General features: G+C 58.1%; 26 protein-coding genes. 17 read left to right on the forward strand and 9 right to left on the reverse strand.

Going from position 1 to position 24920, the window contains the following annotated elements; all coding sequences use genetic code 11:
• Positions 1–892 (forward strand): ATP-binding cassette domain-containing protein (locus ACIQU2_RS24935; protein ID WP_403144655.1); only part of this gene is annotated, 892 nt, incomplete at its 5' end.
• Between the two features lie 219 nt (positions 893–1111).
• Positions 1112–2299, forward strand: a complete 1188-nt coding sequence (locus ACIQU2_RS24940) for an MFS transporter (protein ID WP_403144658.1) — start codon at positions 1112–1114, stop codon at positions 2297–2299.
• A gap of 126 nt (positions 2300–2425) precedes the next feature.
• Here the strand turns inward: ACIQU2_RS24940 and ACIQU2_RS24945 are convergent, their stop codons facing one another.
• Positions 2426–3463 carry an alpha/beta hydrolase family protein gene (locus ACIQU2_RS24945; protein WP_403144661.1) on the reverse strand — a complete coding sequence of 346 codons (1038 nt, stop codon included), beginning with the start codon at positions 3461–3463 and terminating at the stop codon, positions 2426–2428.
• Positions 3464–3641: 178 nt separating this feature from the next.
• The gene (locus ACIQU2_RS24950) at positions 3642–4253 is read right to left on the reverse strand and encodes an FMN-dependent NADH-azoreductase (protein ID WP_347804787.1); all 612 of its coding nucleotides are present in this window, start codon (positions 4251–4253) and stop codon (positions 3642–3644) included.
• Between the two features lie 129 nt (positions 4254–4382).
• Between ACIQU2_RS24950 and ACIQU2_RS24955 the strand changes: the two genes are divergently transcribed.
• Both ACIQU2_RS24955 and ACIQU2_RS24960 read left to right on the forward strand, forming a co-directional pair.
• Positions 4383–5291, forward strand: a complete 909-nt coding sequence (locus ACIQU2_RS24955; RefSeq protein ID WP_403144664.1) for a LysR substrate-binding domain-containing protein — start codon at positions 4383–4385, stop codon at positions 5289–5291.
• A complete protein-coding gene (locus ACIQU2_RS24960; RefSeq protein ID WP_403144665.1) occupies positions 5288–5647 on the forward strand; it encodes an MmcQ/YjbR family DNA-binding protein in 360 nt (119 codons plus the stop codon). The genes ACIQU2_RS24955 and ACIQU2_RS24960 overlap by 4 nt, the downstream gene beginning before the upstream one ends.
• On the opposite strand, the gene ACIQU2_RS24965 is transcribed toward ACIQU2_RS24960, so the two are convergent.
• Together ACIQU2_RS24965 and ACIQU2_RS24970 are read right to left on the reverse strand one after the other, a co-directional pair.
• A complete protein-coding gene (locus ACIQU2_RS24965) occupies positions 5644–6072 on the reverse strand; it encodes a DUF1294 domain-containing protein (RefSeq protein ID WP_403144667.1) in 429 nt (142 codons plus the stop codon). The genes ACIQU2_RS24960 and ACIQU2_RS24965 overlap by 4 nt on opposite strands.
• Positions 6069–6899: an undecaprenyl-diphosphate phosphatase gene (locus ACIQU2_RS24970; RefSeq protein WP_403144670.1), complete on the reverse strand. Its 831-nt coding sequence runs from the start codon at positions 6897–6899 to the stop codon at positions 6069–6071. The genes ACIQU2_RS24965 and ACIQU2_RS24970 overlap by 4 nt, the downstream gene beginning before the upstream one ends.
• Positions 6900–7193: 294 nt before the next feature.
• Between ACIQU2_RS24970 and ACIQU2_RS24975 the strand changes: the two genes are divergently transcribed.
• From ACIQU2_RS24975 to ACIQU2_RS24985, 3 genes are all read left to right on the forward strand, one after another.
• Positions 7194–8828, forward strand: coding sequence for a methyl-accepting chemotaxis protein (locus ACIQU2_RS24975; RefSeq protein WP_403144672.1), 1635 nt, complete (start codon positions 7194–7196; stop codon positions 8826–8828).
• 145 nt (positions 8829–8973) lie between these two features.
• Positions 8974–9537: a nicotinamide riboside transporter PnuC gene (gene pnuC / locus ACIQU2_RS24980; RefSeq protein WP_403144674.1), complete on the forward strand. Its 564-nt coding sequence runs from the start codon at positions 8974–8976 to the stop codon at positions 9535–9537.
• Positions 9534–10058, forward strand: a complete 525-nt coding sequence (locus ACIQU2_RS24985) for an AAA family ATPase (protein ID WP_403144677.1) — start codon at positions 9534–9536, stop codon at positions 10056–10058. The genes pnuC and ACIQU2_RS24985 overlap by 4 nt, the downstream gene beginning before the upstream one ends.
• A gap of 121 nt (positions 10059–10179) precedes the next feature.
• Here the strand turns inward: ACIQU2_RS24985 and ACIQU2_RS24990 are convergent, their stop codons facing one another.
• Positions 10180–10413, reverse strand: coding sequence for a hypothetical protein (locus ACIQU2_RS24990; RefSeq protein ID WP_403144679.1), 234 nt, complete (start codon positions 10411–10413; stop codon positions 10180–10182).
• Here ACIQU2_RS24990 and ACIQU2_RS24995 point away from each other — a divergent pair.
• The 6 genes from ACIQU2_RS24995 (at position 10391) to ACIQU2_RS25020 (ending at position 15772) form a co-directional block, all read left to right on the forward strand.
• Positions 10391–10828, forward strand: a complete 438-nt coding sequence (locus ACIQU2_RS24995) for a hypothetical protein (RefSeq protein WP_347804779.1) — start codon at positions 10391–10393, stop codon at positions 10826–10828. The genes ACIQU2_RS24990 and ACIQU2_RS24995 overlap by 23 nt on opposite strands.
• A 1-nt stretch (position 10829) precedes the next feature.
• Complete coding sequence (locus ACIQU2_RS25000) at positions 10830–11402, forward strand: adhesin (RefSeq protein WP_347804778.1); 573 nt, start codon at positions 10830–10832, stop codon at positions 11400–11402.
• A 51-nt stretch (positions 11403–11453) separates the two neighbouring features.
• The gene (locus ACIQU2_RS25005; protein WP_403144682.1) at positions 11454–12926 is read left to right on the forward strand and encodes a heme utilization protein; all 1473 of its coding nucleotides are present in this window, start codon (positions 11454–11456) and stop codon (positions 12924–12926) included.
• A gap of 63 nt (positions 12927–12989) precedes the next feature.
• Positions 12990–13670, forward strand: a complete 681-nt coding sequence (locus ACIQU2_RS25010) for a C39 family peptidase (protein ID WP_347804776.1) — start codon at positions 12990–12992, stop codon at positions 13668–13670.
• Between the two features lie 34 nt (positions 13671–13704).
• Positions 13705–14445 carry a hypothetical protein gene (locus tag ACIQU2_RS25015; protein ID WP_403144684.1) on the forward strand — a complete coding sequence of 247 codons (741 nt, stop codon included), beginning with the start codon at positions 13705–13707 and terminating at the stop codon, positions 14443–14445.
• A gap of 46 nt (positions 14446–14491) precedes the next feature.
• On the forward strand, positions 14492–15772 hold the full coding sequence (locus ACIQU2_RS25020; RefSeq protein ID WP_347804774.1) for a hypothetical protein: 1281 nt from the start codon (positions 14492–14494) through the stop codon (positions 15770–15772).
• Positions 15773–15927: 155 nt separating this feature from the next.
• Here the strand turns inward: ACIQU2_RS25020 and ACIQU2_RS25025 are convergent, their stop codons facing one another.
• The gene (locus ACIQU2_RS25025) at positions 15928–17253 is read right to left on the reverse strand and encodes a sigma-54 dependent transcriptional regulator (protein WP_347804773.1); all 1326 of its coding nucleotides are present in this window, start codon (positions 17251–17253) and stop codon (positions 15928–15930) included.
• A 342-nt stretch (positions 17254–17595) separates the two neighbouring features.
• On the opposite strand from ACIQU2_RS25025, the gene ACIQU2_RS25030 reads away from it, so the two are divergent.
• The 3 genes from ACIQU2_RS25030 (at position 17596) to nhaB (ending at position 20962) form a co-directional block, all read left to right on the forward strand.
• Complete coding sequence (locus ACIQU2_RS25030; protein ID WP_008149930.1) at positions 17596–17865, forward strand: hypothetical protein; 270 nt, start codon at positions 17596–17598, stop codon at positions 17863–17865.
• Between the two features lie 226 nt (positions 17866–18091).
• Positions 18092–19381: a hypothetical protein gene (locus ACIQU2_RS25035; RefSeq protein WP_403144686.1), complete on the forward strand. Its 1290-nt coding sequence runs from the start codon at positions 18092–18094 to the stop codon at positions 19379–19381.
• Between the two features lie 78 nt (positions 19382–19459).
• Positions 19460–20962 (forward strand): sodium/proton antiporter NhaB, encoded by a 1503-nt coding sequence (nhaB, locus tag ACIQU2_RS25040; protein WP_403144688.1) that lies wholly within the window; start codon positions 19460–19462, stop codon positions 20960–20962.
• Positions 20963–21081: 119 nt separating this feature from the next.
• Here nhaB and ACIQU2_RS25045 read toward each other — a convergent pair whose 3' ends face one another.
• From ACIQU2_RS25045 to gnd, 3 genes are read right to left on the reverse strand one after another with little or no spacing between them, the layout of a single operon-like run.
• Complete coding sequence (locus tag ACIQU2_RS25045) at positions 21082–21903, reverse strand: HAD family hydrolase (RefSeq protein ID WP_403144689.1); 822 nt, start codon at positions 21901–21903, stop codon at positions 21082–21084.
• A complete protein-coding gene (gene zwf, locus ACIQU2_RS25050; RefSeq protein ID WP_347804770.1) occupies positions 21900–23423 on the reverse strand; it encodes a glucose-6-phosphate dehydrogenase in 1524 nt (507 codons plus the stop codon). The genes ACIQU2_RS25045 and zwf overlap by 4 nt, the downstream gene beginning before the upstream one ends.
• Entirely contained in the window at positions 23420–24400 is a 981-nt protein-coding gene (gnd, locus tag ACIQU2_RS25055) for a phosphogluconate dehydrogenase (NAD(+)-dependent, decarboxylating) (protein ID WP_403144690.1), read from the reverse strand. Before gnd ends, zwf begins: the two co-directional genes overlap by 4 nt.
• Before the next feature lie 271 nt (positions 24401–24671).
• Here gnd and ACIQU2_RS25060 point away from each other — a divergent pair, with 271 nt between their 5' ends.
• Positions 24672–24854: a DUF6026 family protein gene (locus tag ACIQU2_RS25060; RefSeq protein ID WP_056739988.1), complete on the forward strand. Its 183-nt coding sequence runs from the start codon at positions 24672–24674 to the stop codon at positions 24852–24854.
• The last annotated feature ends 66 nt before the right edge of the window (positions 24855–24920 follow it).

The raw sequence follows: 24920 nt of genomic DNA on the forward strand, positions 1-24920 counted from the left end.
CCCGGTCAACTACGACGAGTACATGACCGTGGCGACCCAGTCCCGCGAGCAACTGCTGTCGGACAACGCCAAGAAGAAAGCGCAGATCTCCGAACTGCAATCGTTCGTCAGCCGCTTCTCGGCCAACGCCTCGAAAGCCAAGCAGGCCACTTCCCGCGCGAAGGCGATCGACAAGATCCAACTGGCCGAAGTCAAGCCCTCGAGCCGTGTGAGCCCGTTCATCCGTTTCGAACAAACCAAGAAGCTGCACCGTCAGGCGGTCATCGTCGAGCGCATGGCCAAAGGCTTTGACGGCAAGACACTGTTCAAGGACTTCAGCTTCCAGGTTGAAGCTGGCGAGCGCGTGGCGATCATCGGCCCGAACGGTATCGGTAAAACCACCCTGCTGCGCACCCTGGTCAACGAACTGACCCCGGATGCCGGTACCGTGAAGTGGACCGACGCCGCAGAACTGGGCTACTACGCCCAGGACCACGCGCACGACTTCGAAGACGACTGCAACCTGTTCGACTGGATGGGTCAATGGACCCAGGGCGGTGAGCAAATCGTTCGCGGCACCCTCGGCCGGATGCTGTTCTCCAACGACGAGATCCTCAAGTCGGTCAAGGTCATCTCCGGTGGTGAGCAAGGTCGCATGCTGTTCGGCAAGCTGATCCTGCAAAAGCCGAACGTGCTGATCATGGACGAACCGACCAACCACTTGGACATGGAATCCATCGAGGCGCTGAACCTGGCGCTGGAGAACTACCCGGGCACGCTGATCTTCGTCAGCCACGACCGTGAGTTCGTATCGTCCCTGGCCACCCGCATCATCGAACTCAGCCCTAGCGGCGTGATCGATTTCAGCGGCACCTATGACGATTACCTGCGTAGCCAGGGCGTTGTGTTCTAAGCGTCTGCTGCAATTGAAAAGCCCTGTCCTGGTGACGGGGCTTTTTATTGTCTGAAGATCAAAAGATCGCAGCCTTCGGCAACTCCTACTTTGGAATGCGCCCCCCCTTGTAGGAGCTGCCGAAGGCTGCGATCTTTTGATTTTAGTTAGCCTGCTTCCTTTTATTTGCAGCCCGCGCCATGATGCAGTTCTCCTACCGCCGCCCGCGAACGAGCCCTTATGTCTGTGCAGCAACTGCCACCACAAAGCTCCATGGCGATCACCCTGCAGATCGTCTCTATCGTCTTCTATACCTTTATTGCCTTCCTCTGCATCGGTCTGCCGATTGCGGTATTGCCGGGCTACGTCCACGAACAGCTGGGTTTCAGTGCGATCATCGCGGGGCTGACCATCGGCTCGCAGTACCTGGCCACCCTGCTCAGCCGCCCGATGGCCGGGCGCCTGTCGGACAGCATCGGCACCAAGCGGGCGATTGTTTACGGGTTATCGGGGATTGTGTTGAGTGGCGCGCTGACGTTGATTTCAACGCTGCTGCAAAGTTTTCCGTTGCTGAGCCTGTTGATCCTGATCGCCGGCCGCTTGTTGCTGGGGATTGCCCAGGGATTGATCGGGGTCGGCACCATCAGTTGGTGCATGGGTCAGGTGGGCGCTGAACATACCGCGCGATCGATCTCCTGGAACGGCATCGCCTCGTACGGCGCCATCGCCATCGGTGCACCGCTGGGCGTGGTGATGGTTGGCGAGCTGGGGTTCGCCAGTCTTGGGATCGCGCTGTCGGTGCTGGCGCTGACGGCGTTGTTGCTGATCCGAAACAAACCCTCGGTGCCGGTGATTCGCGGCGAGCGCCTGCCGTTCTGGGCAGTGTTCGGGCGCATTGCGCCGTTCGGCGCGAGCCTGAGCCTCGCCTCCATCGGTTACGGCACGTTAACCACTTTTATTACCCTGTATTACGTCAGCCGCGGCTGGGCCGACGCGGCTTATTGCCTGACGGTGTTCGGCGTGTGTTTCATTCTGGCGCGACTGTTGTTCATCTCCAGCATCAGCCGTTTCGGTGGGTTCACCTCGGCCATTGCCTGTATGAGCATTGAAACGGTGGGCCTGGTGTTGCTGTGGCTCGCGCCTTCGACCGGTTATGCGCTGATCGGCGCAGGCCTGACCGGGTTCGGTCTGTCGCTGGTGTATCCGGCGCTGGGGGTCGAAGCGATCAAGCAAGTGCCCAACTCCAGTCGCGGGGCGGGATTGAGTGCTTACGCGGTGTTTTTCGATCTGGCGCTGGCGATTGCCGGGCCGTTGATGGGCGCGGTGGCGTTGAACCTTGGGTACACGTGGATTTTCTTCAGCGCGGCATTGTTATCGGTGTGCGGGCTAGGCCTAACCTTGATACTGAAACGCCGCGCAGTAACCTGACGCATGCAATCCCTGTGGGAGCGAGCTTGCTCGCGATGGCGCCCTCAAATTCAACATGGATGTTGGCTGACAGACCGCTATCGCGAGCAAGCTCGCTCCCACAGGGATTAAGTGGTGGTCATAAAATCATTGATCGGCGGTCTGCATTCCGGCCCGGGTCGGTTTGCCAAGCGCATGAGAGAAGAAACGCCCAGCTTCGGAAATCATGTTGCGATGGATGTCTTTGCGATCGACGCCATCGGCATCGGTGCACAGCGCCGGCATAGCGATGATTTGTTCTTCATTGCAAGGCGCCATAAACACAAAGTGCCCTGCCCCCGCCAGCAACTTGAAGTCCGGTGCGATCGGCAGTTTGCGCGCCAGGGCGGCGGCATTCTTGTCGAACGCCACCAGTTTGTCGCCGTCACCGCTGTAGAGCAGGACCGGCACGTGCACGTCGGCCAGGGTATGGCGACCAAACTTCAGGCTCAGCGGCGCCATGAGCAGCAAGGCGCGAACCCGAGGGTCAGCCACCGGTTGCAAGTCATCGCGGTCAGCAATCAATTCGCCTTGGGTGTTGCAGGCATCGCGGTCGTCCGGACGTTCCTGACAATAGCGGCGCAGTCGGTCCAGGTCTGGTGTCGCGCCGGACAGAATCAGCGCCGTCTCCCCGCCCGCCGAATAACCGATCACACCGACCTGATCGGCATTGACGAAGGGCGCGAGCATTCGATCGCCCAGCGTCGCGGTAATGGCTTCGGAAATCTGGATGGGCCGACCGTAAAGGTTACTCAACGTACCGAGGCGGCTGTGGTCTTTGGAGTTGTCACCGGGATGGGTCACCGCCACCACCACAAACCCTTTGCGTGCCAGCGACGTGGCGAGGTCGTTTAAAGCCAGCGGGGTTCCGGTGTTGCCGTGGGACAGCATCAGCATCGGAAAACGACCGATGGCGACTGGGGTGTCTTCGCCCGCTTCGACCGTGTAGCCCTCGATGAGGCTGGAGTGCTCCTTGTCGCTGGAGGGATAGAAGGCGATGGCGCGCATCGGCTGCAAGTCCAAAGGGTCAAGAAAACTCATCTCATGGAAGCCGACGCTCCAGTGAGGATGCGGCGCAGGCGCGGCGTGCACTGAGTTCAGGCTGCTGAGCAGACAAATCAGTAAAGTTGCACAAAGACGCACCATGGGAGGCTCACCTGGCTAATGACCGGGGACGTTAACCCTCGACTGCATAACTTGGGCCACTTTTTAATGAAATTCCGAAATAGCCAGAAACAAAAAACTCCGTATCTGGCACTTGCGTGATCAGAATACAGAGTTTTTTGGGTATTGCCCGAGCTGTTTGATTTTCTTTACACAAGCCTTACGCGGCGGCGAACAACTGCTCGCTGATTTGCGTCTGGGCGTCGCTCATGGCTTTGGTACGAACTTCGTCACCGTAGGCAAGGCCATGGGCACGGACGAACTCGAGGTCAGTGATACCGATGAAGCCGAACAGCACCTTCAAGTACTCTTCGTGAGCCACGCCCGTGGCCTGACCAGCATGCAGACCGCCGGAAGTCGATACGATGACGACTTTCTTGCCACCGCACAGGCCTTCAGGACCGGCTTCGGTGTAACGGAAGGTCTGACCGGCAACGGCGATGCGGTCGATCCAGGCCTTGAGTTGGGTCGGGATGGTGAAGTTGTACATCGGAGCTGCAATCACCACGGCATCGGCGGCGAGGAATTCGGCCAGGGTGGTGGCGCTCAGCTCGGCTTCGTGTTGCTGCGCGGCGTTACGCAGTTCAGCGGTGGTGCCGGCGGCAACCAGGGTCGTGGCGGAGAAATGGCTGATGGCATCGGCGGCCAGGTCGCGATAGGTCACCACGGCAGTCGGCTCTGCGGTTTGCCAGGCTTTAACGACTTCGCTACTCAGCTGACGGGAAGCCGAGTTGTCACCAAGAATGCTCGAATCGATATGCAGCAGTTTCATGTGGGATCTCCAGGTGAGGATCGCTACGAGGCGATCTGATGGGGAGAATCCTACAGGCGAAACCAATAGCTGATTAGACTGCAACAATGCGATAGTTCGTCCCACTGATAGAACAATCGAGCTCACACCATGCAAGACCTCAATGATCTCTACTACTTCGCCAAGGTGGTTGAAGCCGGCGGCTTCGCTGCGGCCGGGCGTTTGCTCGGAATTCCCAAGTCGCGGTTGTCGCGGCGCATCGCCGAGCTGGAAGAGCGTCTCGGCGCGCGCCTGCTGCAACGCACCACCCGACAACTGAAGTTGACCGCCGTGGGTGAACGTTACCTGCGGCACTGTCAGGCAATGCTGCTGGAAGCCGAAATGGCCGACGAAGCCGTCGCCAGTATGTCCAGCGAACCTCGCGGGCGTTTGCGGGTGTCCTGCCCCGTCGGGCTGGCCCACCAAATTCTGCCGACAGTGATTAGCGATTTCCTTGAAAAGTTTCCTCAGGTTCAGCTGGAAGTCATGCTGCTCAATCGTCGCGTCGATCTGGTGACCGAGGGCGTCGATGTCGCGCTGCGGGTGCGTGAGTTGGGCGATGAGGATCCGCTGCTAGTCACCCGACGTTTGCGCCAGGCGCAGATGGCGATGGTCGCCAGCCCCGGTTTTTTGCACGGACGTGAAATCAACCACCCCGAAGACCTGAAAAACCTGCCCGTGCTCGGCGCCCTGGAAGCCGACCGCCTGGTGCATATCCGCATGCTCGACCAACAGGGCAAAAGCTGCGATCTCACCCTTGAAGCGCGATTGGGCATCGATGACTTTATCGTGCGCAAGGCCTGCACCCTCGCCGGCCAGGGTTTTACCATGCTGCCGATGATGTATTGCGAGCAGGAACTGGAAAACGGCTCGCTGGTACAGTTGCTACCCGACTGGTCGTTGCCTGGCGGCTGGCTGCAAGCGGTCTACCCTCATCGGCGCGGGGTGATGCCGGCCGTACGCGCGTGGCTCGACCATTTGATCGAATCATTCAATGCCTGTGGGGACCGACTGATATGAAGGCTGGACGTATGAGCGAGGAGGATGTCACGCAATTCTGTCTCGCGCTGCCGGGTGCGCGGGAAGACTACAAGTGGGGTGGCGTACGGGTGTTTTCGATTGCAGGGAACAAGATGTTTGCCTTGCAGAATCTGCGGGGCGAATCCCTGGCCTTCAAGGTCGACAAGGACTTGTTTCTCGGTCATTGCGACCGCCCGGGAATCCGCCCGGCGCCGTATCTGGCGCGGGCTCAGTGGATCATCATGGAAACGCCCTACCCGTTGGGCCCTGAAGAGCTGCAAGGCTTGTTGCAGCGTTCCCATCAATTGGTGGTGAGCAAGTTGCCCAAGCGCACCCAGGTCGGACTGCTGCTTTAAAGCAGCGCGAAAAGATGGGCGCCGAGAAACAGCTGGTCGATCCAGAACACCTGATGCATCAGCACGATGATCCAGAACACCAACTGAAACGAGAGCTTGCGCGTCTTGTGCCGAAACAGCTGCTGCGCCAGCAAGGCGCCCGGCCAGCCTCCGGCGAGTTCCACCGCATGCAGCACGTTCTCCGGTGTGCGCCAACTGTCGGCGCGCGCCTTGCGCTTGTCGCTCCAGTACAGCAAGAACGCCAGCAGGCTGACGACCCCGTACGCCGCCAACGGAATCACGGAAACCCCGCGCAGCCACAACGACATCGAGCCGTACAGCGGCAGCGCGCACAGGACCGCAAACACCAACAACTTCAGCTGAAGATTGCGAATCTCTCCTGCGGGTTTGCGTCCGGGCTTGTTGCGTGCGCTGGCGTCATTCATGGCTTGACCGCGGCCCAGTCAACCCAGCCGAACTGCCAGGTGGCCAGGATGAGCAGGCCGAACGCGATGCGATACCAGGCAAACGCCGCATAGCTGTGGCTGCCAATGAACACCAGCAAGGCTCTGACAGCAATCATCGCGAAGATGAACGCCGTGACGAAACCGATCGCGAACACCGGAAAATCAGACGGAACGAACAGGTCGCGATACTTGTAGCCCGAGTACACCGCTGCGCCGACCATCGTCGGCATCGCCAGGAAGAAAGAAAACTCGGTGGCGGTCTTGCGTGACAAGCCGAACAGCAAACCGCCAATGATCGTCGAGCCGGAACGCGAGGTCCCTGGGATCATTGCCAGGCACTGGGCGAAGCCAACTTTCAGGGCGTCTTTCCAGGTGATTTCGTCGACGGTGTGGGCATGCACTTCATGCTGACGCTGCTCAGCCCACAGCATGACGATACCGCCCACGACCAACGCCGTGGCAACGGTGATCGGGTTGAACAGATACTCGTGGATCAGATCAGCGAAAATCACCCCCAATACCACGGCCGGCAGGAAGGCGATCAGCAGGTTCGCGGTAAAGCGTCGAGCGCTCGGCTGGGTCGGCAAACCGATGACCACGTCGAAGATCTTGCGGCGGAACTCCCACACCACCGCCAGGATCGCGCCCAACTGGATAATGATGTTGAAGGCCATAGCCCGCTCGCCACCGAAGTCGAGCAGGTCAGCCACAATGATCTGGTGCCCGGTACTGGATATCGGCAAAAACTCCGTCAGCCCTTCTACAACCCCAAGAATCAATGCCGAAAAGGCAGTCCAAAGATCCATCAATCCCCCAAGAAGCGATGCGCCACGGCATGCCCCGTTAATATTTTTTCCGAACGTTTACTGCGATCAGCCTAGCTGAAGTCCCGCGCGCGCAGGATCCAGACGAAACCATAAAAATTCCGTGAAAAATCAACTTGGATTCAGGTTTTTCCGTGCGGGGCCGAAATCCTATCAGACAAGTCTGATTAACGCTGCCGCGTTATTGGACTTGGGTCGGATATAACCGATTGGCAAAGTGTGGTTGGATGCTGGCGATCATTTATTACAAGAAAAAGAATCCGGAGTGACAGCGTTATGAACAGCTTGCGCAGTATGTCGATCAGCCGACGCTTGTGGCTCATCTTGATCGTGGCCGTCCTGATGCTAATGACGTTGGGCGTCTTGATGCTCAAGCAGATTCACGATGACCTGTACCACGCCAAGGCTCAGAAAACCCAGCATGTGGTGCAAACCGCCAGTGGCATTCTGACCTATTACCACGACCTCGAAACCGCCGGCACGCTCACCCGCGATGCTGCACAGAAGCAGGCTCTGAGCGCCGTTCGCGGTCTGCGTTATGACCAGAGTGACTACTTCTGGATCAATGACCTGACGCCGGTGATGATCATGCACCCGGCCAACCCGAAGCTTGATGGCCAGAACCTCTCGGCGATCCGCGACCCGGACGGTTTTGCCCTGTTTAACGAAATGGTCGCCGTCGCCAAGACCAAGGGTGCCGGCACCGTCGACTATCGCTGGCCGAAACCGGGCGCCAGTGCACCGGTTGAAAAAACCTCCTACGTCAAACTGTTCGACCCCTGGGGCTGGGTGATCGGTTCGGGCGTGTATATCGATGACATGCAGGCCGAGTTCTATGGTCAGGTCTGGAAGGCCTCGTTCGTGGGGCTGGTGATTGCCCTGTTCATGGCGCTGCTGGTCATCCTGATTGCCCGCAGCATCGTGCGTCCACTGCAGGAAACCGTGAACGCCATGGCCAACATCGCCAGCGGCGAGAGCGACCTGACCCGCAGCCTCGATACCCATGGCCAGGATGAAGTCACGCAATTGGCACGCCACTTCAACGCCTTCACTGCCAAGCTGCGACTGGTGATCAGGGAACTGCAAGTGTCCGCCAGTGCCCTGGGCCAGTCTTCCAGCGAACTGGGCAACGACGCCGTCCAGGCCCAGCAACGCAGTCAGCAACAGTCCCAGCAAATGGAACTGGTGGCCACGGCAATCAATGAAGTGACGTATGGCGTGCACGACGTCGCGAAAAACGCCGAGCACGCCGCCAGCGAAATGCGCGATGCCGAGTCTCAGGCGCAGCAAGGTCAGGTCAACATCGATGGCAGCCTGCAACAGATCGACAAGCTGTCGTCCACCATCGATCAGGCGGTGGAAGTGATTCGTACCCTGGCCGCCGAAAGCACGCAGATCGGCAGCGTCCTCGAAGTGATCCGCTCCATCGCCGAGCAAACCAACCTGCTGGCCCTCAACGCGGCCATCGAGGCCGCCCGGGCCGGTGAGCAAGGTCGCGGTTTTGCGGTGGTGGCCGATGAAGTGCGACTGCTGGCCCAGCGTACCCAGAAGTCCACGGCCGAGATCCAGTCGATGATCGAACGCCTGCAAAGCCACTCCGAAGCGGCGGTCAAAGTGATCGGCGACAGCAGCCGTGCATCGCAGTTGACCATCGAGCAGGCCGGCCTGGCCGGTGCAAGCCTGAATGCCATTGGCCAGGCGCTGCGCAATCTCAATGGGTTGAACGCCTCCATCGCCAGCGCAACCTTGCAACAGGCGCATGTGGTCGAGGACATCAACCAGAACGTCACCCAGGCCGCTGGTTTGTCCCACAGCACAGCGCTGGCGGCCGAACAGTCGAGCGTGGCCAGCGTTCACCTGAAGGAATTGAGTGAGCAGTTGAACGGGCTGCTCAAGCAGTTCCGGGTGTAACCCGAAAAGATCGCAGCCTGCGGCAGCTCCTACAAGGAAATGCGTTCGGCGTAGGAGCTGCCGCAGGCTGCGATCTTTTGATCTTCAAACTTCGCTCCTTCCCGTTACAATCCGCCCCCTCTTCGACTTCTCCCAAGGAACCTCCATGTCCGGGCTTGAACTGTTTGCCGCTGCCCTCGGTGTCATTGCCGTCTGGTTGACGGTCAAACAGAACCCTTGGTGCTGGCCGATCGGTCTGGTCATGGTGCTGCTTTATAGCTGGATCTTTTTTGAGGTGAAGCTCTACTCGGACATGCTCCTGCAGGTGATCTACGCCGCATTGCAACTCTATGGCTGGTGGCAGTGGACGCATGCGGGGGGCGCGCACCATGGTCGGCAGGTCAGCCTGCTCGACGGTAAATCGGTCGCTATCAGTCTGGTCATTGGAGCGGTCGGCAGTCTGTTGCTGGGCGCTGCAATGGCGAACTGGACCGATGCCGCACAACCCTGGCTCGATGCGGCACTGACTGGCTTCAGCCTGGTGGCGCAGTTATGGATGGCGCAAAAACGCGTTCAATGCTGGCCGCTGTGGTTCACCCTGGATGTGATCTTCGTCGGGCTGTTTATCTACAAAGACCTGTACTTGACCGCCGGGCTCTACGCGCTGTTCGCCCTGATTGCTGTGCAAGGCTGGCGGGAATGGCGGGTCGATCCGGCGTTGCGCACATGAAAGTTCTGGTACTCACAGGCCCCGAATCCAGCGGCAAGAGTTGGCTGGCAGCCGAGTTACAGCAGCAGTTCGGCGGGGTCCTGGTAGACGAATATGTACGCTGGTTCATCGAACAAAACCCACGAGATACCTGCCTGGCCGATATTCCGCAAATCGCCCGAGGGCAGCTGAAATGGGAGGACGAGGCACGCGCCCGGCAGCCGCATTTGCTGATTCTCGACACTCACTTGCTGAGCAACATCCTCTGGAGCCAGACCTTGTTTGGCGCTTGCCCGACGTGGATCGAGCAAGCATTGCTGGCACGGCACTACGACCTGCATTTGCTGCTGAGCCCTGAAACCGTGGCCTGGCATGACGACGGGCAGCGTTGCCAACCGCAACTGGCAGAACGCCAGGCGTTTTTCCAGGCCAGCCGCCAATGGCTTGACCTGCACCGCCAGCCTTGCCAGGTGCTGCAAGGTGATTGGAAACAGCGCAAGGACGCGGCATTCGAGGCTGTGACCCGCTTGCTCAAGGCCTGACCGGGTACCCGCCCTGCCGCAAATGTCCATTCCTGAAACACTCACCTCTGCGCAAACCCGCGAGTTAAAGCGGCTCAAGCACGCCGGCAAGAAAATGTTAAGCCACTGATACAACCTGCCTTCAGCGCCCTTTAGCGAGCAATGCCGCCAGCATGGACGGCACTTTTGCGTGGCTCTGTCTCAGTGGCGTTACAATTTTTTTTTTGACAACCTCAACAATTAAAGCCAACCAACTGTTTTTAAAAGAAAAACAAAAACCGGCACATCTTCTGCTCTCTTCCTCGTAACGCTGATAAGGGTCCAGCGTTCCACTTACAGAAGGAATTGCCGCCGTGGGGAAATTTGATAAAAGCATCTACACCCTCCTGCTGATCGGATTCGCACTGAGCTCAGGTGTCTGCCTGCCTGTACAGGCTGACAACGGCATCATCATTATCAAACGTGATGTCCAGCCGCGCATGGCAACACGTGCGCCGCTGATTCCCGACCCTAGCCCCACGACCGCCAATGCCAACCCGTCCAAACAAATCATCAGTCAAACGAACGAGTTGAGCGACGGCGACTTTGCCGGTGTTGCCAGTGGTGCAGGCATCTCCCGCCTGGTCACTCAAAACACCAACAACCTGGGCGGCAATATCAGCAACCAGACCCAGCTTTCCAACCTCCCCGCTGGACGCTCGGGAAATGCCGGAAACGGTATTGCCAACATGGTTAATTCAAGCGTCCAGCAAGGCCTGGGTGCTCTGAAAGTCATAACGGGAGACCGTTAAGATGAATCGTACGCTGCTGATTATCGCCATGTTTTGCAGTGCATCGACCTTTGCCCAATCTCCCGTCATCAATAACGCCGACATCGACGGCTCGGGCACACAGTACCAGGGCAACCTCGCGGTCAACCAGGCCGCCGGCGATCTCCAGCAACAGGCTAACGCCCGGGCCATCGCCGTTGGCCATGGAGCCAGCGCGACCACACAGATTCGCCAACGGCTGCGTACGGTGGTCGACCCCAGGATCGATGCTCGATCCAGCATTCAAGGCGACTCCTTCAGCCACGGCAACGGCGTACTGGGCGTCAACCAGAGCGCGGGCGCCAGCAACCAGCAAGCCAATGCCCTGCGGATAAGCATTGGCACACAGCCGCAAAGTATCGACGACAGCGTCCTCAGGCAACAGAACGTGGCGCTGATCACTAACTCCGATCCAACTGACTCTGCACCAGGCTATCGCCAGGTCGCTACCAGCGATCAGGCCTTCACCGGTAGCCGTGGGGTGATCCAGTTGAATCAGAGCGCCGGGGTGGGAAACCGAACGGCCAACACCCTGAGCGTCCGGGTCACGGATTGACCCAAACAGGTAGGTACAACACTTAACCTAAAATAAGTACGGAGAATCACCATGAAACCTTCGATGGCAATAAAGCCTCTGGTTTTTGCAATTGCTGCGGTCTTGGCTGTAGCTGCACAAGCGGGTCAGAACGATCGACGTGGTAACCATAATGGTCATCATAACGGTGGCCACCACACTCCTCCTCCAACCTGGATCCAAACCAAAGCGACCGCCAATGCAAACGATAGGCAGACCAGTACCGGCAACCGCATCCACAACGAAGGGACTCAGAACTCAGCCGAGATGAACAGCTCTGCCTCAGGCGCGAGCGGCAACGTCGGCGTCAACGTGGCAGCAGGCGCGGGCAACCAACAAGACAACGCGGCCGCCATCGCAAACGCTGGCTCCGACTCCAGTCTCGATAACAGCTTTGTGTTCGGCACTTCCCAAGCCAGCGCTAGAGTCTCGCAATACAGCAACAATAATAAGGTCAACAACTACGGCGTCACAAACTCTGCCGTGATGAGCGGATCGGGCGATGGCAGTAGCGGCAACATGGGTATCAACATTGCTGGCGGCGACCTCAACCAGCAGAAAAACACCATGGCAATTGCCAACTCCAATGCCCCGCTGGGTAACGCAACAGCCACCGCCTCTGCCAATCAAAACGGTCCTGGCCTGATAGTGAATAACACCGCTGATCGGACCTACCGCGTAGATACGATTACCGTTACCAACACGGCCAGCGGTAGTTTCTCTAAAGATAAGTCATTCGAGCTTAGCGGCAGTGAAAGCGCTTCTTCGAGCTGGGCCGCGGCCGGAGCCAAGAGCTCTAATTCCAGCGGTTCCCTTAGCGTTGATATAAGCGGTTCGAAGAGCAGCAATGCGAGCGGTTCCAACAGCAGTTCTGCGAGCGGTTCTAACAGCAGTTCTGCAAGCGGTTCCAACAGCAGTAGTGCAAGCGGTTCTTCGAGTGCATCCTTGAACGCTTCCCTGGGCGCTACTTTGGACATTGATACGGCGGCTTCCAGTTCCACTACCGTCAACAATGGCTTTGGCGATCGCACCCGCAGCAGGAGTTCCGAGGCATCGCTTAGCGCATCGCTTGACGCAACGCTTGACGTAGCGGTAAACAAATCGTTCGACAAATCGAGCGAATCCTCGTTCGACAGATCTCGCGACTCCTCGTACGACAGATCTCACGAATCCTCGTACGACCAATCGCGCGATTCCTCGTTCGAAAAATCGTTCGATAAGTCGTTCGAGAAATCGAACGCCTCCTCGTTCGAAAAATCGGCCAGTAAATCGTCCGAATCCGAGTTCGCAAAAGCGGGAAGCTTCAGTGAGAGCAGTTCATTTGATTTGAGCAACACCTACTCCTATCAAGTGCTGACTCCAACTGGCTGGGCAAACCCTGTGACCAACACTGCAACCCTGAGCGGTTCGGTGAATGGTGGCAGTGGCAACCTGGGCGTCAACGTGGCTGCCGGTGTGGGTAACCAACAAAGCAACTCGCTGGCCATTTCCAATCAGTCGTTCTAATTGCTGTCTCTGGAGGCCCCCTTATGGGGGCCTTTTTTCAACACAACCAGAAGGCATCCCACTATGCGCATTATCGCCTTGGCATTTTTGCTTTGCGTGACCAGTGTTAGCGAGGCTGCACAAATACCGCTTTCCGTCCTGCCGGGCGGCGCGGTGGTGTTCAAGCCGATCCAAAGCGTGCGTGAGCGCAAGTTTGCCGACCTGGTCCAACAGAAAACCGACTTCAGTTGCGGCGCAGCTGCGCTGGCAACGGTATTGCGTCAGGCCTATTGGCTGGACGTGAACGAAGAACAAATCATCGAAGGCATGCTGGCACACTCCGATCAGGATCTTGTCCGCGTCCAGGGCTTTTCCATGCTCGACATGAAGCGCTACGTGGAAAGTATCGGCATGCGGGCCCGTGGTTACCGGGTTGCGCAGGAAACGTTGAGCGAGATCAGAATTCCGGTTGTGGTACTCATGGATATCCGTGGCTACAAACATTTTGTGGTTATGCAAAGAGTTCATAAGGGCTGGGTCTATATCGGAGATCCGGTACTCGGTCATAAACGTTACAAAGTCGAAGACTTTGTAAAAGGCTGGAACGGCATCATCTTTGCCATCATCGGCCAGGGCTACGACAAAACCAATGCGTTGCTCGACCCACCCCTGCCACTGACCGCCAAGAACCGCATCAACACCTTCAGCCCGGTGCAAGACGCAGAGTTGATGGATTTCGGATTCATCCAAAGCGACTTCTTCTAATAACAAGGGAGCACGACGCTCCGGGAGCATTCCCATGAAGACTCCAATCTGGCTGGCGATGGTTTGCCTGGCCACCAGCCTGCCGACCCAGGCACAGATATTCAAACCCATTGAACTTAACGATCTCGAATTGGCAACCCTGCGAGGCCGCTATGTCATGCCGGGACGGATCGTCAGTTTCGGCATTGTCATGACCAGCACTTGGCAAAATGCCAACGGTGAACTGATCGGGGCAACTTCCTCGATGCAAATTCAACAATCGACCATCACGCCACAGTTCTATGTGTCGATAATCAACGAAAAAGGTAATGGCTCAGCGAGTTCGCAAGGCACCGGTACCGTCATTGGCGGCAGCGGCCTCAACAGCACCGAAGGCGTCACTCAAGTCGTGCGTGCTGCCGGCGACCATAACACTGCCTACAACAACGTTGATATCAACGTCACAAGGGCTAACCAAGCGCCAACAACGCAACAGCAGGGCCAGGCATTGGCCGCAGGCTCGACGTTGGTCGGCGCCAATGGCGCGGGCTCGCTGAGCATTTCCTCGGCCGGTACGGGTGTGCAACTCAACATCGTGGCCAACAACAACCAGGGCAGTACCGTACAACGCCTGGGCCAGGGTGGGCTGATGCAGAACACGACTTTGCTCGGCGGTGGCAACCAGGTCCGCAACCTCACGTCCCTCAATGTCGTGCTGCGTGACAACGTGGCGACAGCCGGGTCGCTGAACGGCAACCTGGACCAGCTCAAAGGTCTTCGCACTCAAGGATTCTGATCTACGCTCAGTCTCATCAGATGAAGTCAGAAGGGACGGCTAATCCATGCACCGATCGTTAACGTTCAGAGCTATCGTTTGTTTGAGTAGCCTGGCCCCGGCAACACTGCTATACGCAGCACCGGACCCCCAGGTCGAGATACTAAAACAAGAACTCATGGAGTTGAAACAGCGTTACGAAGCACAACAGAACGCGCTGATGGTACTCGAGCAACGCGTTCGCCAAGTCGAAGAAACACCTGCGACACCGGCTCCCAAACGCCTGACCAAATCCCCTGCCGAAACGACCCGGGGTGGCCAGACGGTGGCCGCCGGTGCGCCGGGAACCACAGGCAGTTCATACGGCCAATCGCTCAAGGATGATTCGGAGCCTGCGCAAAGCGTTTCCAACCTGTATGACGAAGCCAGCGGCTTCTTCGGTGGCGGCAAGTTCAGCGTCGAAACCGGCCTGACCTACACGCACTACGATACCCGTGCATTGGTACTTAACGGCTTCCTGGCACTGGACTCGATTTTCCTCGGCAACATCAACCTCGACCGCATCAAGGCCGACAACTGGACCCTGGACCTGACCGCCCGCTACAACACGGGACAACGCTGGCAGTTCGACATTAACGTCCCCGTGGTTTATCGCCAATCCACGTATTCCTCCGGTGGCGCCGGTGGCGCTGGCCCGGTGACGTCGGACGCAACCGTTACCCGCGACCCGACCATTGGCGATGTGAACGTTGGCGTCGCTTACAAGTTTCTGGATGAGTCAGCCAACCTGCCCGACGCGGTCGTTACACTGCGCGTCAAGGCGCCGACCGGTGATGACCCTTACGGCATCAAGCTGGTCAATGACCCGGCCAACGATAACCTCTCGGTACCCGAGGACTTGCCTACCGGCAACGGTGTCTGGGCGATCACCCCGGGTATCTCGCTGGTCAAGACCTTCGACCCGGCCGTGCTGTTCGGCAGCCTGTCCTACACCTACAACATTGAAGACTCTTTCAGCGACATCAGCCCTCAGATCAACTCCAAGGTGCCCGGTGACGTGAAACTGGGCAACTCCTGGCAGGTCGGCGCAGGCATTGCATTCGCCTTGAACGAGAAGATGAGTATGTCGTTCTCGTTCACCGACCAGTTCGCCAGCAAGAGCAAGATCAAGCCGGACGGTGGTGATTGGCAATCGATTACCAACAGCGATTACAACTCGGCTAACTTCAACATCGGCATGACCCTGGCAGCAACCGATAACCTGACGATCGTTCCCAACCTGTCCATCGGTCTGACCGACGACTCGCCAGACTTTTCCTTCAGCCTGAAATTCCCGTACTACTTCTAATCCACAACAACAAAGCCCCGCTGCGACTTCAATCCCAGCGGGTTTTTTTTGTTGTAGATCAAAAGATCGCAGCCTTCGGCAGCTCCTACAGGGTGAACGCATTCCAATGTAGGAGCTGCCGAAGGCTGCGATCTTGTGATCTTTAGATCTTGCGTCTAACGTATCTGATGCTTGTGCAACAAACGGTAGAAGGTAGGCCTGGATATCCCCAGCACCTTGGCGGCGATGCTCAAATTATCGCTGTGGCGGTTAAGTACATCGCACAAGGCCTGGCGCTCTGCCCGGTGCTTGTAGTTTTCCAGCGTGCCCATCGGCGCGGCAACGGCCTGCTGGCTGATCAGCCCCAGGTCTCGCGCTTCGATCTGCCGGCCTTCGGCCAGTACCAACCCGCGACGTACCCGGTTGGCCAGCTCGCGCACATTGCCCGGCCAGTCATGCTTGCCCATGGCAATCAAGGCGTCCTCACTGAAGCTGCGCGGACGGCGGCCGGTTTCATGACTGTAGAAATGGGAAAAGTGGTTGGCCAGCATCGACAGATCGCCATTACGCTCACGTAAGGGCGCGGTCACGACCTGCAACACGTTCAGGCGATAATACAGATCTTCGCGAAAGCGTTTCTTTTCGATCGCGGCCTCAAGATCGACATGGGTCGCGGCCAATACCCGCACATCCACAGGAATCGGCTGACTGCCGCCCACCCGCTCGATGTGCTTTTCCTGGAGGAAACGCAACAGGTTCGCCTGCAGCTCCAGGGGCAGATCACCGATCTCGTCGAGAAACAGCGTGCCGCCGTTAGCCGCTTCGATCCGCCCGACCTTGCGTTGATGGGCGCCAGTAAAAGCACCCTTCTCGTGGCCAAACAGTTCGGACTGGATCAAGTGTTCTGGAATTGCGCCGCAATTGATCGCGACAAAGGGTTTGCTGTGACGTTGGGATTGTCGATGGAGCGTGCGGGCGACCAGTTCTTTACCGGTACCGCTTTCACCACGGATCAATACCGGAGACTCGGTGGGCGCCAGCTTGCTCAGCAACTTGCGCAGTTCGCGAACGGGTTTGCTGTCGCCAAGCAGCTCGTGTTCAGGCTGATCAATGTGAACCGTGCCCTGCCCGCGCAGGCGTGCCATCCCGAATGCCCGACCCAGCGTCACCTGAACCCGAGACACATCGAATGGCAAGGTATGGAAATCGAAGAACCATTCGCAGACAAAGTCCCCGACATTCTGCAATCGCAGGACTTCCTGGTTGAGTACGGCGATCCACTCGGTACCGCTACGGCTGATCAGTTCTTTGACGGCTTCCGGGCGTTCGAGGTGAAAAGGCTGCAAACGCAACAGGCCGACGTCGCAAGTTTTGTCCCCTGCGTTTTCCAGGCTGCAGCTGTCAACATCCCAACCCACAGAGCGTAAACCCGGCAATAGACGATGACAGTCGTCGCAGGGGTCCACTACTAACAGACGTCGTAAGGCAGGCGCTTCGATCATGGCTGTTCCTTGGCGCCAAATTTATGAAATATTATTAAAAACAGTCGTTTGGCGGACCTGGCTGTAACGTTAGCAATAATTTGACGTGACCTTGTACCGTTTGACTATAGATCCGTTGCGTTATTAGTTATAAGAAGCGACTTAGTTAGTTACCTAACGAGTCCTTCCTTTCATTCAGCTTTCAAATCCTGTCCACACCTTGAGCCAATCAAAGAAAGTTGATATTTCTTTTAATTGTATGTGACCCGCCCCCCGGTTGCGGGCATCAGTACAAGTAACCAGCCGAACGGTAAGCCCAACCGACGGCACATCACTTGATTGGGCATACAGAGAGAAAAACCCATGAACGCCCCGCTCCGCATCAACGAAGCTCTTTTGATTGCCGACCGCGCATTCCAACCGTTCCAATGCGTGGCCTGGGCCCCACAAGACGGCAATGGCGAACTCAGCCTGACCGTTATCGATCGCACCAACACCCGCAGCATCGGCCGTAAGCAGATCCCAAGCAGTGCCTATACCGATCCTGCGCAACTTGAATGCCTGCTTGAAGCGGCACGTGCGGAATTGAGCGAGGAGGGTTACAAACTCCAATCGTGGTCGATGCCACACTAAGCGTTTTGCGGGTTACTAAACGGTAACCCGCACCCTCCTGAACTTGCACGCGACCAACCACTTGGCAGGCTTGTCAGTGGGTCGAAAAGACACTGTTCTGGCACACAGCGACCCTCCGTCTGTTAGTTATGACAGTTGTGCATCCAGGCGTTCAGGGATTGAATGTTTCCTTATACAGTCGCCACCCAAACTCCCGGTTCAGGACGACTCGCAAGGAGCTGCGTGCATGTCAATCCAGACCGCGTTTGCATTACCGGCAACCCTGAACAACGCCGGCAAACTTGATACAACCTTTGCCTCGTCTGGCAAAACCCAGGTGTATTTCGCTGGCAGCCTCTCGAGCATGGCCAACGGGGTCGCGATTGATTCACGTGGCAGGTTGTTAGTCGCGGCGAAGGTCGGAACGCCAGGCGGTAGCCGCTTCGGCGTGGCACGCTTGCTCGACGACGGCTCGGCAGATCTGGCGTTCGGCAATCAAGGCAGCGTCATCGGGCAATTTGAACACGGCTTCGAGGCCATGGCCGGCAAAGTCCACGTACTGCCTGATGGGCACATTCTGGTAGCCGGCCTGCACTACGAAAATGCTCACCGGACACTGCCCGCCCTTGCCCTGTTTGATCAGCATGGTCGGCCGGCTCGATGTTTTGGCGACAATGGCCGCTGCGTCGTGCGTCTGCCGGGCGGTCTTTCCCGAGGCATGCGTGACACTTGGCTCCCCCCCGGCGTATCGGGTGCAGAAGCTTGTGATTTCTGCGTGCAGGAGGATGGTCGAATCCTGCTGCAGGCCAATCATCACTTCGAACTGTCCGATCATGTCGGCATGCTGATACGGCTCAACACCGACGGCTCGCTGGACGACACCTTCAACGGTCGTGGCTTTGTGATTGTCAGGCACTTGCTGATGAACACCTGGCTCAGCAGCCTCATGGTGCAACGAGACGGCCGGATCCTGGTGGGCGGGTCGATCAACTTCCCTGAAGAAGGTCTGCTGGCCCGCTATCAAACCGACGGCAGGCTCGACGATTGTTTCGCCGTGGATGGTTTCATGACTTTCAAGGCACGTGGGTATAGCGCTCAGGTCAGCCAGATCGTCCAACAGGAAAATGGCGATGTGCAGTGCTTTGGCAGCAGCCGCGACCCGATGCATTGCATGGCACTGAAAGTACACAGCAACGGTCGCCCGGACATTCATTGCAATGGAGGCCAGGCCCAATTGCTGGAAATCGGTCACAGCGGCTGCCAGTGGACCGACGCACAGGCACTGCCGGACGGCTGCGTGGTGACGGTCGGAGCCACGATCGGCGGCGTCGAGGCGGATTTCATTCTGGCGCGGCATCTGCCCGACGGGCAACTCGATCGCAGCTTCGGCAATGGCACCGGTTGGGTTCGCACCCGCCTGGGCCGCAGCCTGGATACCGCGACTTCCGTGGTCATGCAGGCCGACGGAAACATTGTCGTCGGAGGCTATTCACTGGATGGCAACTATCGAGCGATCGTCGCACGCTATCTGGCGTAGGCCTGCACAGTTTTCCTACACTTGATCTTCCCTTCTGCTTACGGCAAGTTGCGCGCTTCTTAATACAAGGAGTAGCCGATGCCCGGTTCAATGGCACAGGCGTTCGCGCACAATTTTCTCGGGCATTCACCCCGCTGGTACAAGGCAAGCATTGTCGGCTTCCTGATTCTCAACGCATTGGCGCTGTGGACCGTCGGCCCGGTGGTGGCCGGCTGGCTGCTCGTGCTGGAATTCATCTTCACCCTGGCCATGGCGCTCAAGTGTTATCCGTTAATGCCCGGCGGCCTGCTGTTGATCGAAGCACTGTTGCTGAAGATGACCACGCCCCAGGCACTCTACGACGAGCTGGTGCACAACTTCCCGGTGATCCTGCTGCTGATGTTCATGGTGGCCGGTATCTACTTCATGAAAGACCTGCTGCTGTTTCTGTTCTCACGACTGCTGCTCGGGGTTCGCTCCAAGGCGCTGCTGGCGTTGATGTTCTGCTTCCTGTCGGCGTTTCTGTCGGCGTTTCTTGATGCCTTGACCGTGACCGCCGTGATCATCAGTGCAGCCGTCGGGTTCTACTCGGTGTATCACCGCGTCGCCTCGGGCAACGATCCGCGTCAGGACAGCGAGTTTGGCGATGACCAGCACCTGCCCACACTCCATCACGCCGACCTCGAACAATTCCGCGCCTTTCTGCGCAGCCTGCTGATGCACGGTGCCGTGGGTACCGCACTGGGCGGTGTTTGCACATTGGTCGGTGAGCCGCAGAACCTGCTGATCGGCCACGAGATGGGCTGGCACTTCTCTGAGTTCTTTCTGAAAGTCGCCCCGGTTTCATTGCCGGTCCTGGTGGCAGGCCTGGTGACCTGCGTCCTGCTGGAGAAACTTCGCTGGTTCGGTTACGGCACGCTGTTGCCGGACAACGTGCGTGCGGTTCTGGCCAATTACGCTGCAGAAGACAATGCCGAACGCACCTCGCGCCAACGTGCAGCACTCATCGTGCAGGGATTGGCAGCGCTGATTCTGATTGCGGGGTTGGCGTTCCATATTGCTGAGGTCGGCCTGATCGGCTTGATGGTGATCGTGCTGATCACCGCATTCACTGGCATCACCGACGAGCACCGTATCGGCAACGCGTTCAAGGACGCCATGCCGTTCACAGCGCTGTTAGTGGTGTTTTTCGCGGTGGTGGCGGTGATTCACGATCAGCAACTGTTCACGCCTTTGATCCAGTGGGTGTTGGCGCTGCCAGCGGATCAACAGCCGGGCATGCTGTTTATTGCCAACGGCTTGCTGTCGGCCATCAGCGATAACGTGTTCGTCGCGACCATTTACATCACCGAAGTCAAACAGGCCTTCATCTCCGGCCACATGAGCCGTGAGCATTTCGAGACGCTGGCGATTGCGATCAACACCGGCACCAACCTGCCGAGCGTGGCGACGCCCAATGGTCAGGCTGCGTTTCTGTTCCTGCTGACCTCGGCGATTGCACCGCTGATTCGACTGTCGTACGGACGGATGGTGTGGATGGCGTTGCCGTACACCGTGGTGATGGGTGTTCTTGGCTGGTATGCCGTGAGTTTCTGGCTGTAACACCAATCAACCTGTAGGAGCTGTCGAGTGCAACGAGGCTGCGATCTTTTGATCTTCGCTTGTAAAAGCAACATCAAAAGATCGCAGCCTCGCTGCACTCGACAGCTCCTACAGGGGTTTCAGCGTTTCAGGATGTAGCGCTCGATTGCCTGCGCCGCGCCGTCCTCGGTATTGGCGCCCGTCACCACGTCCGCCTGGCGCTTCACCGCCTCTTCCGACTGCCCCATGGCGATCGACAAGCCTGCGCGGTGAAACATCGCCGGGTCGTTGCCGCCATCGCCCAGCGCCGCGGTCTGCTCCAGCGGCACACCGAGAAATTCGGCCAGTGTCGCCAGCGCTGCACCCTTGTTGGCTTGCATCGCGGTCACGTCCAGATAAATCGGCTGTGAACGGGAGACCTGTGCCTGGCCTTCCACTTTGGGCAGCAGGAGCGCTTCCAGCTCAATCAACAACTGCGTGTTGTTGCTGGTGGCGACGATCTTGTCGATGCGTTCCAGGTACGGCTCAAAACTCTCGACCACCACTGGCGGATAACCCAGGCCGTGCTGTTCACGAGGCACCATTGGGCCGTTCGGATCTTTCAGCAACCAGTCGCCACCACTGAACACCCAGATTTCGATGTCCGGCCGGTCGGCAAACAACGCCAGAGTGGTCAGTGCCGCCGTTGCCGGCAAGTAATGCGCGACCAGCAAACTACCGTCCGGATTGACGATGGTGCCGCCATTGAAGGCTGCCGTTGGCAGGTCGACGCCCAGGGCTTCAATCTGCTGCAACATGGCTTTGGGTGGACGACCGGTGGCCAGGCTGAACAACACGCCCGCCTCGCGCAAGGAGCGGACCGCTGAGAGGGTGCGTTGGCTGAGGCTGTGATCGGGCAGCAACAAGGTGCCGTCCATGTCACTGAGTAAAAAACGGATGGGTTGCGACGTTGTATCACTCATCCGAGACCGTGCCAGACGCGACCATCGCGAGTCAGGAGATCTTCTGCAGCCAGCGGGCCGTCTTCGCCAGCGGCATAGCTCTGCACGCTCGCATCCTGCTGCCAGGCATCAAGGAAAGGCTGCACGGCGCGCCAGCCGTTCTCGATGTTGTCGGCGCGCTGGAACAGCGTCTGATCGCCGGTCAGGCAATCGTAGATCAGGGTTTCATAGCCGGTGGACGGCTGCATTTCAAAGAAATCCTTGTAGGCAAACCCCAGTTCGATATTGGCCATTTTCAAGGCTGGACCGGGCCGTTTGGCCAGCAGATCGAACCACATGCCTTCGTTAGGCTGAATCTGGATTCGCAGATAGGTCGGTTGCAGCTCATCGACTTCAGTATCGCGGAACTGCGCATACGGCGCCGGTTTGAAGCAGATGACAATCTCGGTGTCGCGCACGCTCATGCGCTTGCCGGTGCGCAGGTAAAACGGCACGCCGACCCAGCGCCAGTTGTCGATCATGACCTTAAGTGCCACATAGGTTTCGGTGTTGCTGTCGGGCGCCACGTTGTTTTCCTGGCGATACCCCGGCAACGGCTTGCCGTCGATTTCGCCGGGCGCGTATTGGCCGCGCACCGAATTGGCCAGCGCTTCCTCGACTGTCCAGGGACGAATCGCACCGACCACCTTGGCTTTCTCACCGCGTACCGCATCGGCGCCAAAGGCGGCCGGCGGCTCCATCGCGACCATTGCCAGCAATTGGAACAGGTGATTGGGCACCATGTCCCGCATGGCGCCGGTGTGTTCATAAAAACTGCCACGGGTTTCCACGCCGACGGTTTCGGCGGCGGTGATTTGTACGTGGTCGATGTAGTGGTTGTTCCAGAACGCTTCGAACAGGCTGTTTGAGAACCGGCTGATCAAAATGTTCTGCACGGTTTCCTTGCCCAGATAGTGATCGATCCGGTAGATCTGGTTTTCCGTCATCACCTTGAGCAAACAAGTATTCAAGGCTTCGGCAGTATGCAGATCGGAACCGAAGGGTTTTTCGATCACTACCCTTCTGAACGCTTCTGGCGACTCTTGCAGCAAGCCGGCGGCGCCGAGACGACGCACCACTTCGCTGAAGAAACGTGGCGCGGTGGCCAGGTAGAAGACAGCGTTGCCAGTACCGCTGGCGGCGATTTTCGCCGCCAGCGCTTGATAAGTGCTGTCGTCCAGGAAGTCGCCCTGGACGTAGCTGATGCCTTTGGCCAGTTTGGCCCACAGTTCCGGATCAAGGGCTTGATCGCCCTTGCCGACCTTGCTCGCCACTTCAGCTCGAATGAAATCTTCGAGCTTGCGGGCAAAGGCTTCATCGGTGATGGCGTTGTGGTCAACGCCGATGATCCGCAGTCCATCCCCAAGCAGACCGTCACGACTCAGGTTGTACAGCGCCGGCATCAGCAGACGCTTGACCAGATCACCATGGGCACCGAACAGAAACAGCGTGGTCGGTGGTGCGGGTTCTGCCTTGGATTTATTGCGGATCAGACGGGTCATTTTTTCGAAGTCTCCACATGGCCGCCGAAGCCGAAGCGCTGGGCCGAGAGAATCTTGTCGCCAAAGGTGCCTTGCCCGCGCGAACGGTAGCGGGAGAACAGCGAGTTCGACAGCACCGGTACAGGCACCGATTGCTCCATGGCGGCTTCGATGGTCCAGCGACCTTCACCGCTGTCAGCCACCGATCCAGAGTAACCTTCGAGTTTAGGATCGCTGGCCAGCGCGTCGGCGGTCAGGTCGAGCAACCAGGACGACACGACGCTGCCACGACGCCAGACTTCGGCGATGTCGCCTACGTTCAGGTCGAAACGCTGGTCTTCCGGCAGGTTGGTGCTGGCCTTGGTCTTGAGGATGTCGAAGCCTTCGGCGAAGGCCTGCATCATTCCGTATTCGATGCCGTTGTGGATCATTTTCACGAAATGGCCCGAACCGGCCGGGCCTGCGTGGATGTAACCGCGCTCGGCACGATCGTCTTCGGACTTGCGGTCCTTGGTCCGAGGGATGTCGCCCAGGCCCGGTGCAAGGCTCTCGAACAGCGGATCAAGGCGTTTAACCACCTCGGCTTCGCCACCGATCATCATGCAGTAGCCCCGCTCCAGGCCCCAGACGCCGCCGGAGGTGCCAACATCGACGTAGTGCAGGCCTTTTTCCGAGAGGTTTTTCGCCCGGCGGATGTCGTCCTTATAGAAGGTGTTGCCGCCGTCGATGATGGTATCGCCAGCTTCGAGCAAGGTGCTCAGGGTGTCGATGGTGTCTTCGGTCGGTGCGCCGGCCGGCAGCATGACCCACACCGCACGTGGCTTGGCCAGGCCAGCGACCAGCGCCGGCAGGTCGATGACGCCGGAGGCGCCTTCTGCGGCCAGGGTGTCGACAAAGGCGGTATTGCGGTCGTAAACAACGGTGGTATGACCGTTGAGCATCAGGCGCCGCGCAATATTTCCGCCCATGCGGCCCAGTCCAATAATCCCGAGTTGCATGTTCTGATGCTCCCTACTACAAATAATGTGTGTCAAAGGTTATAGCCCAACGCGACTATTGAGGGTTAGTCCAGAGCGTTGGCACATAGTTTCCGGGCATTGTGCCCGATCCAGATTGATAACGTCGGTAATCGCGCCGAAGACACAACGACCATAAAAAATAAAAAAGTTCCCTTCTGGGGCAAAAGAAATCAAAATCAACGCCGATAGTAAGTCAGCACCCGATTTCGGGGCAGGTTTACAGTTGAGACAGCCATTTGCGAGGTGAGCAATGGGCACAGTACACGCAGCACTGCCAGCACAAACCCTTTACGTCACGATCCGTCGCGATGAATTGCGCCAGTTGAAAGACGAGCGCGACCAGTTGAAGCAGGAGCTCGCGCAATTGCGCTTGTTGACACAAAGCAATCAGGCCCAGCCTTTGCCCGTCACTCACCGTGTGCCTCACGCCTGATCCCCTCGCTTGATTCGGAAGCAGCCCACTGCTGTTTCCGACCCGCCATCCCCCTTTTGACAAACC

Source organism: Pseudomonas sp. NPDC098740 (genome assembly GCF_044760065.1).
Lineage (GTDB): Bacteria > Pseudomonadota > Gammaproteobacteria > Pseudomonadales > Pseudomonadaceae > Aquipseudomonas > Aquipseudomonas rossensis.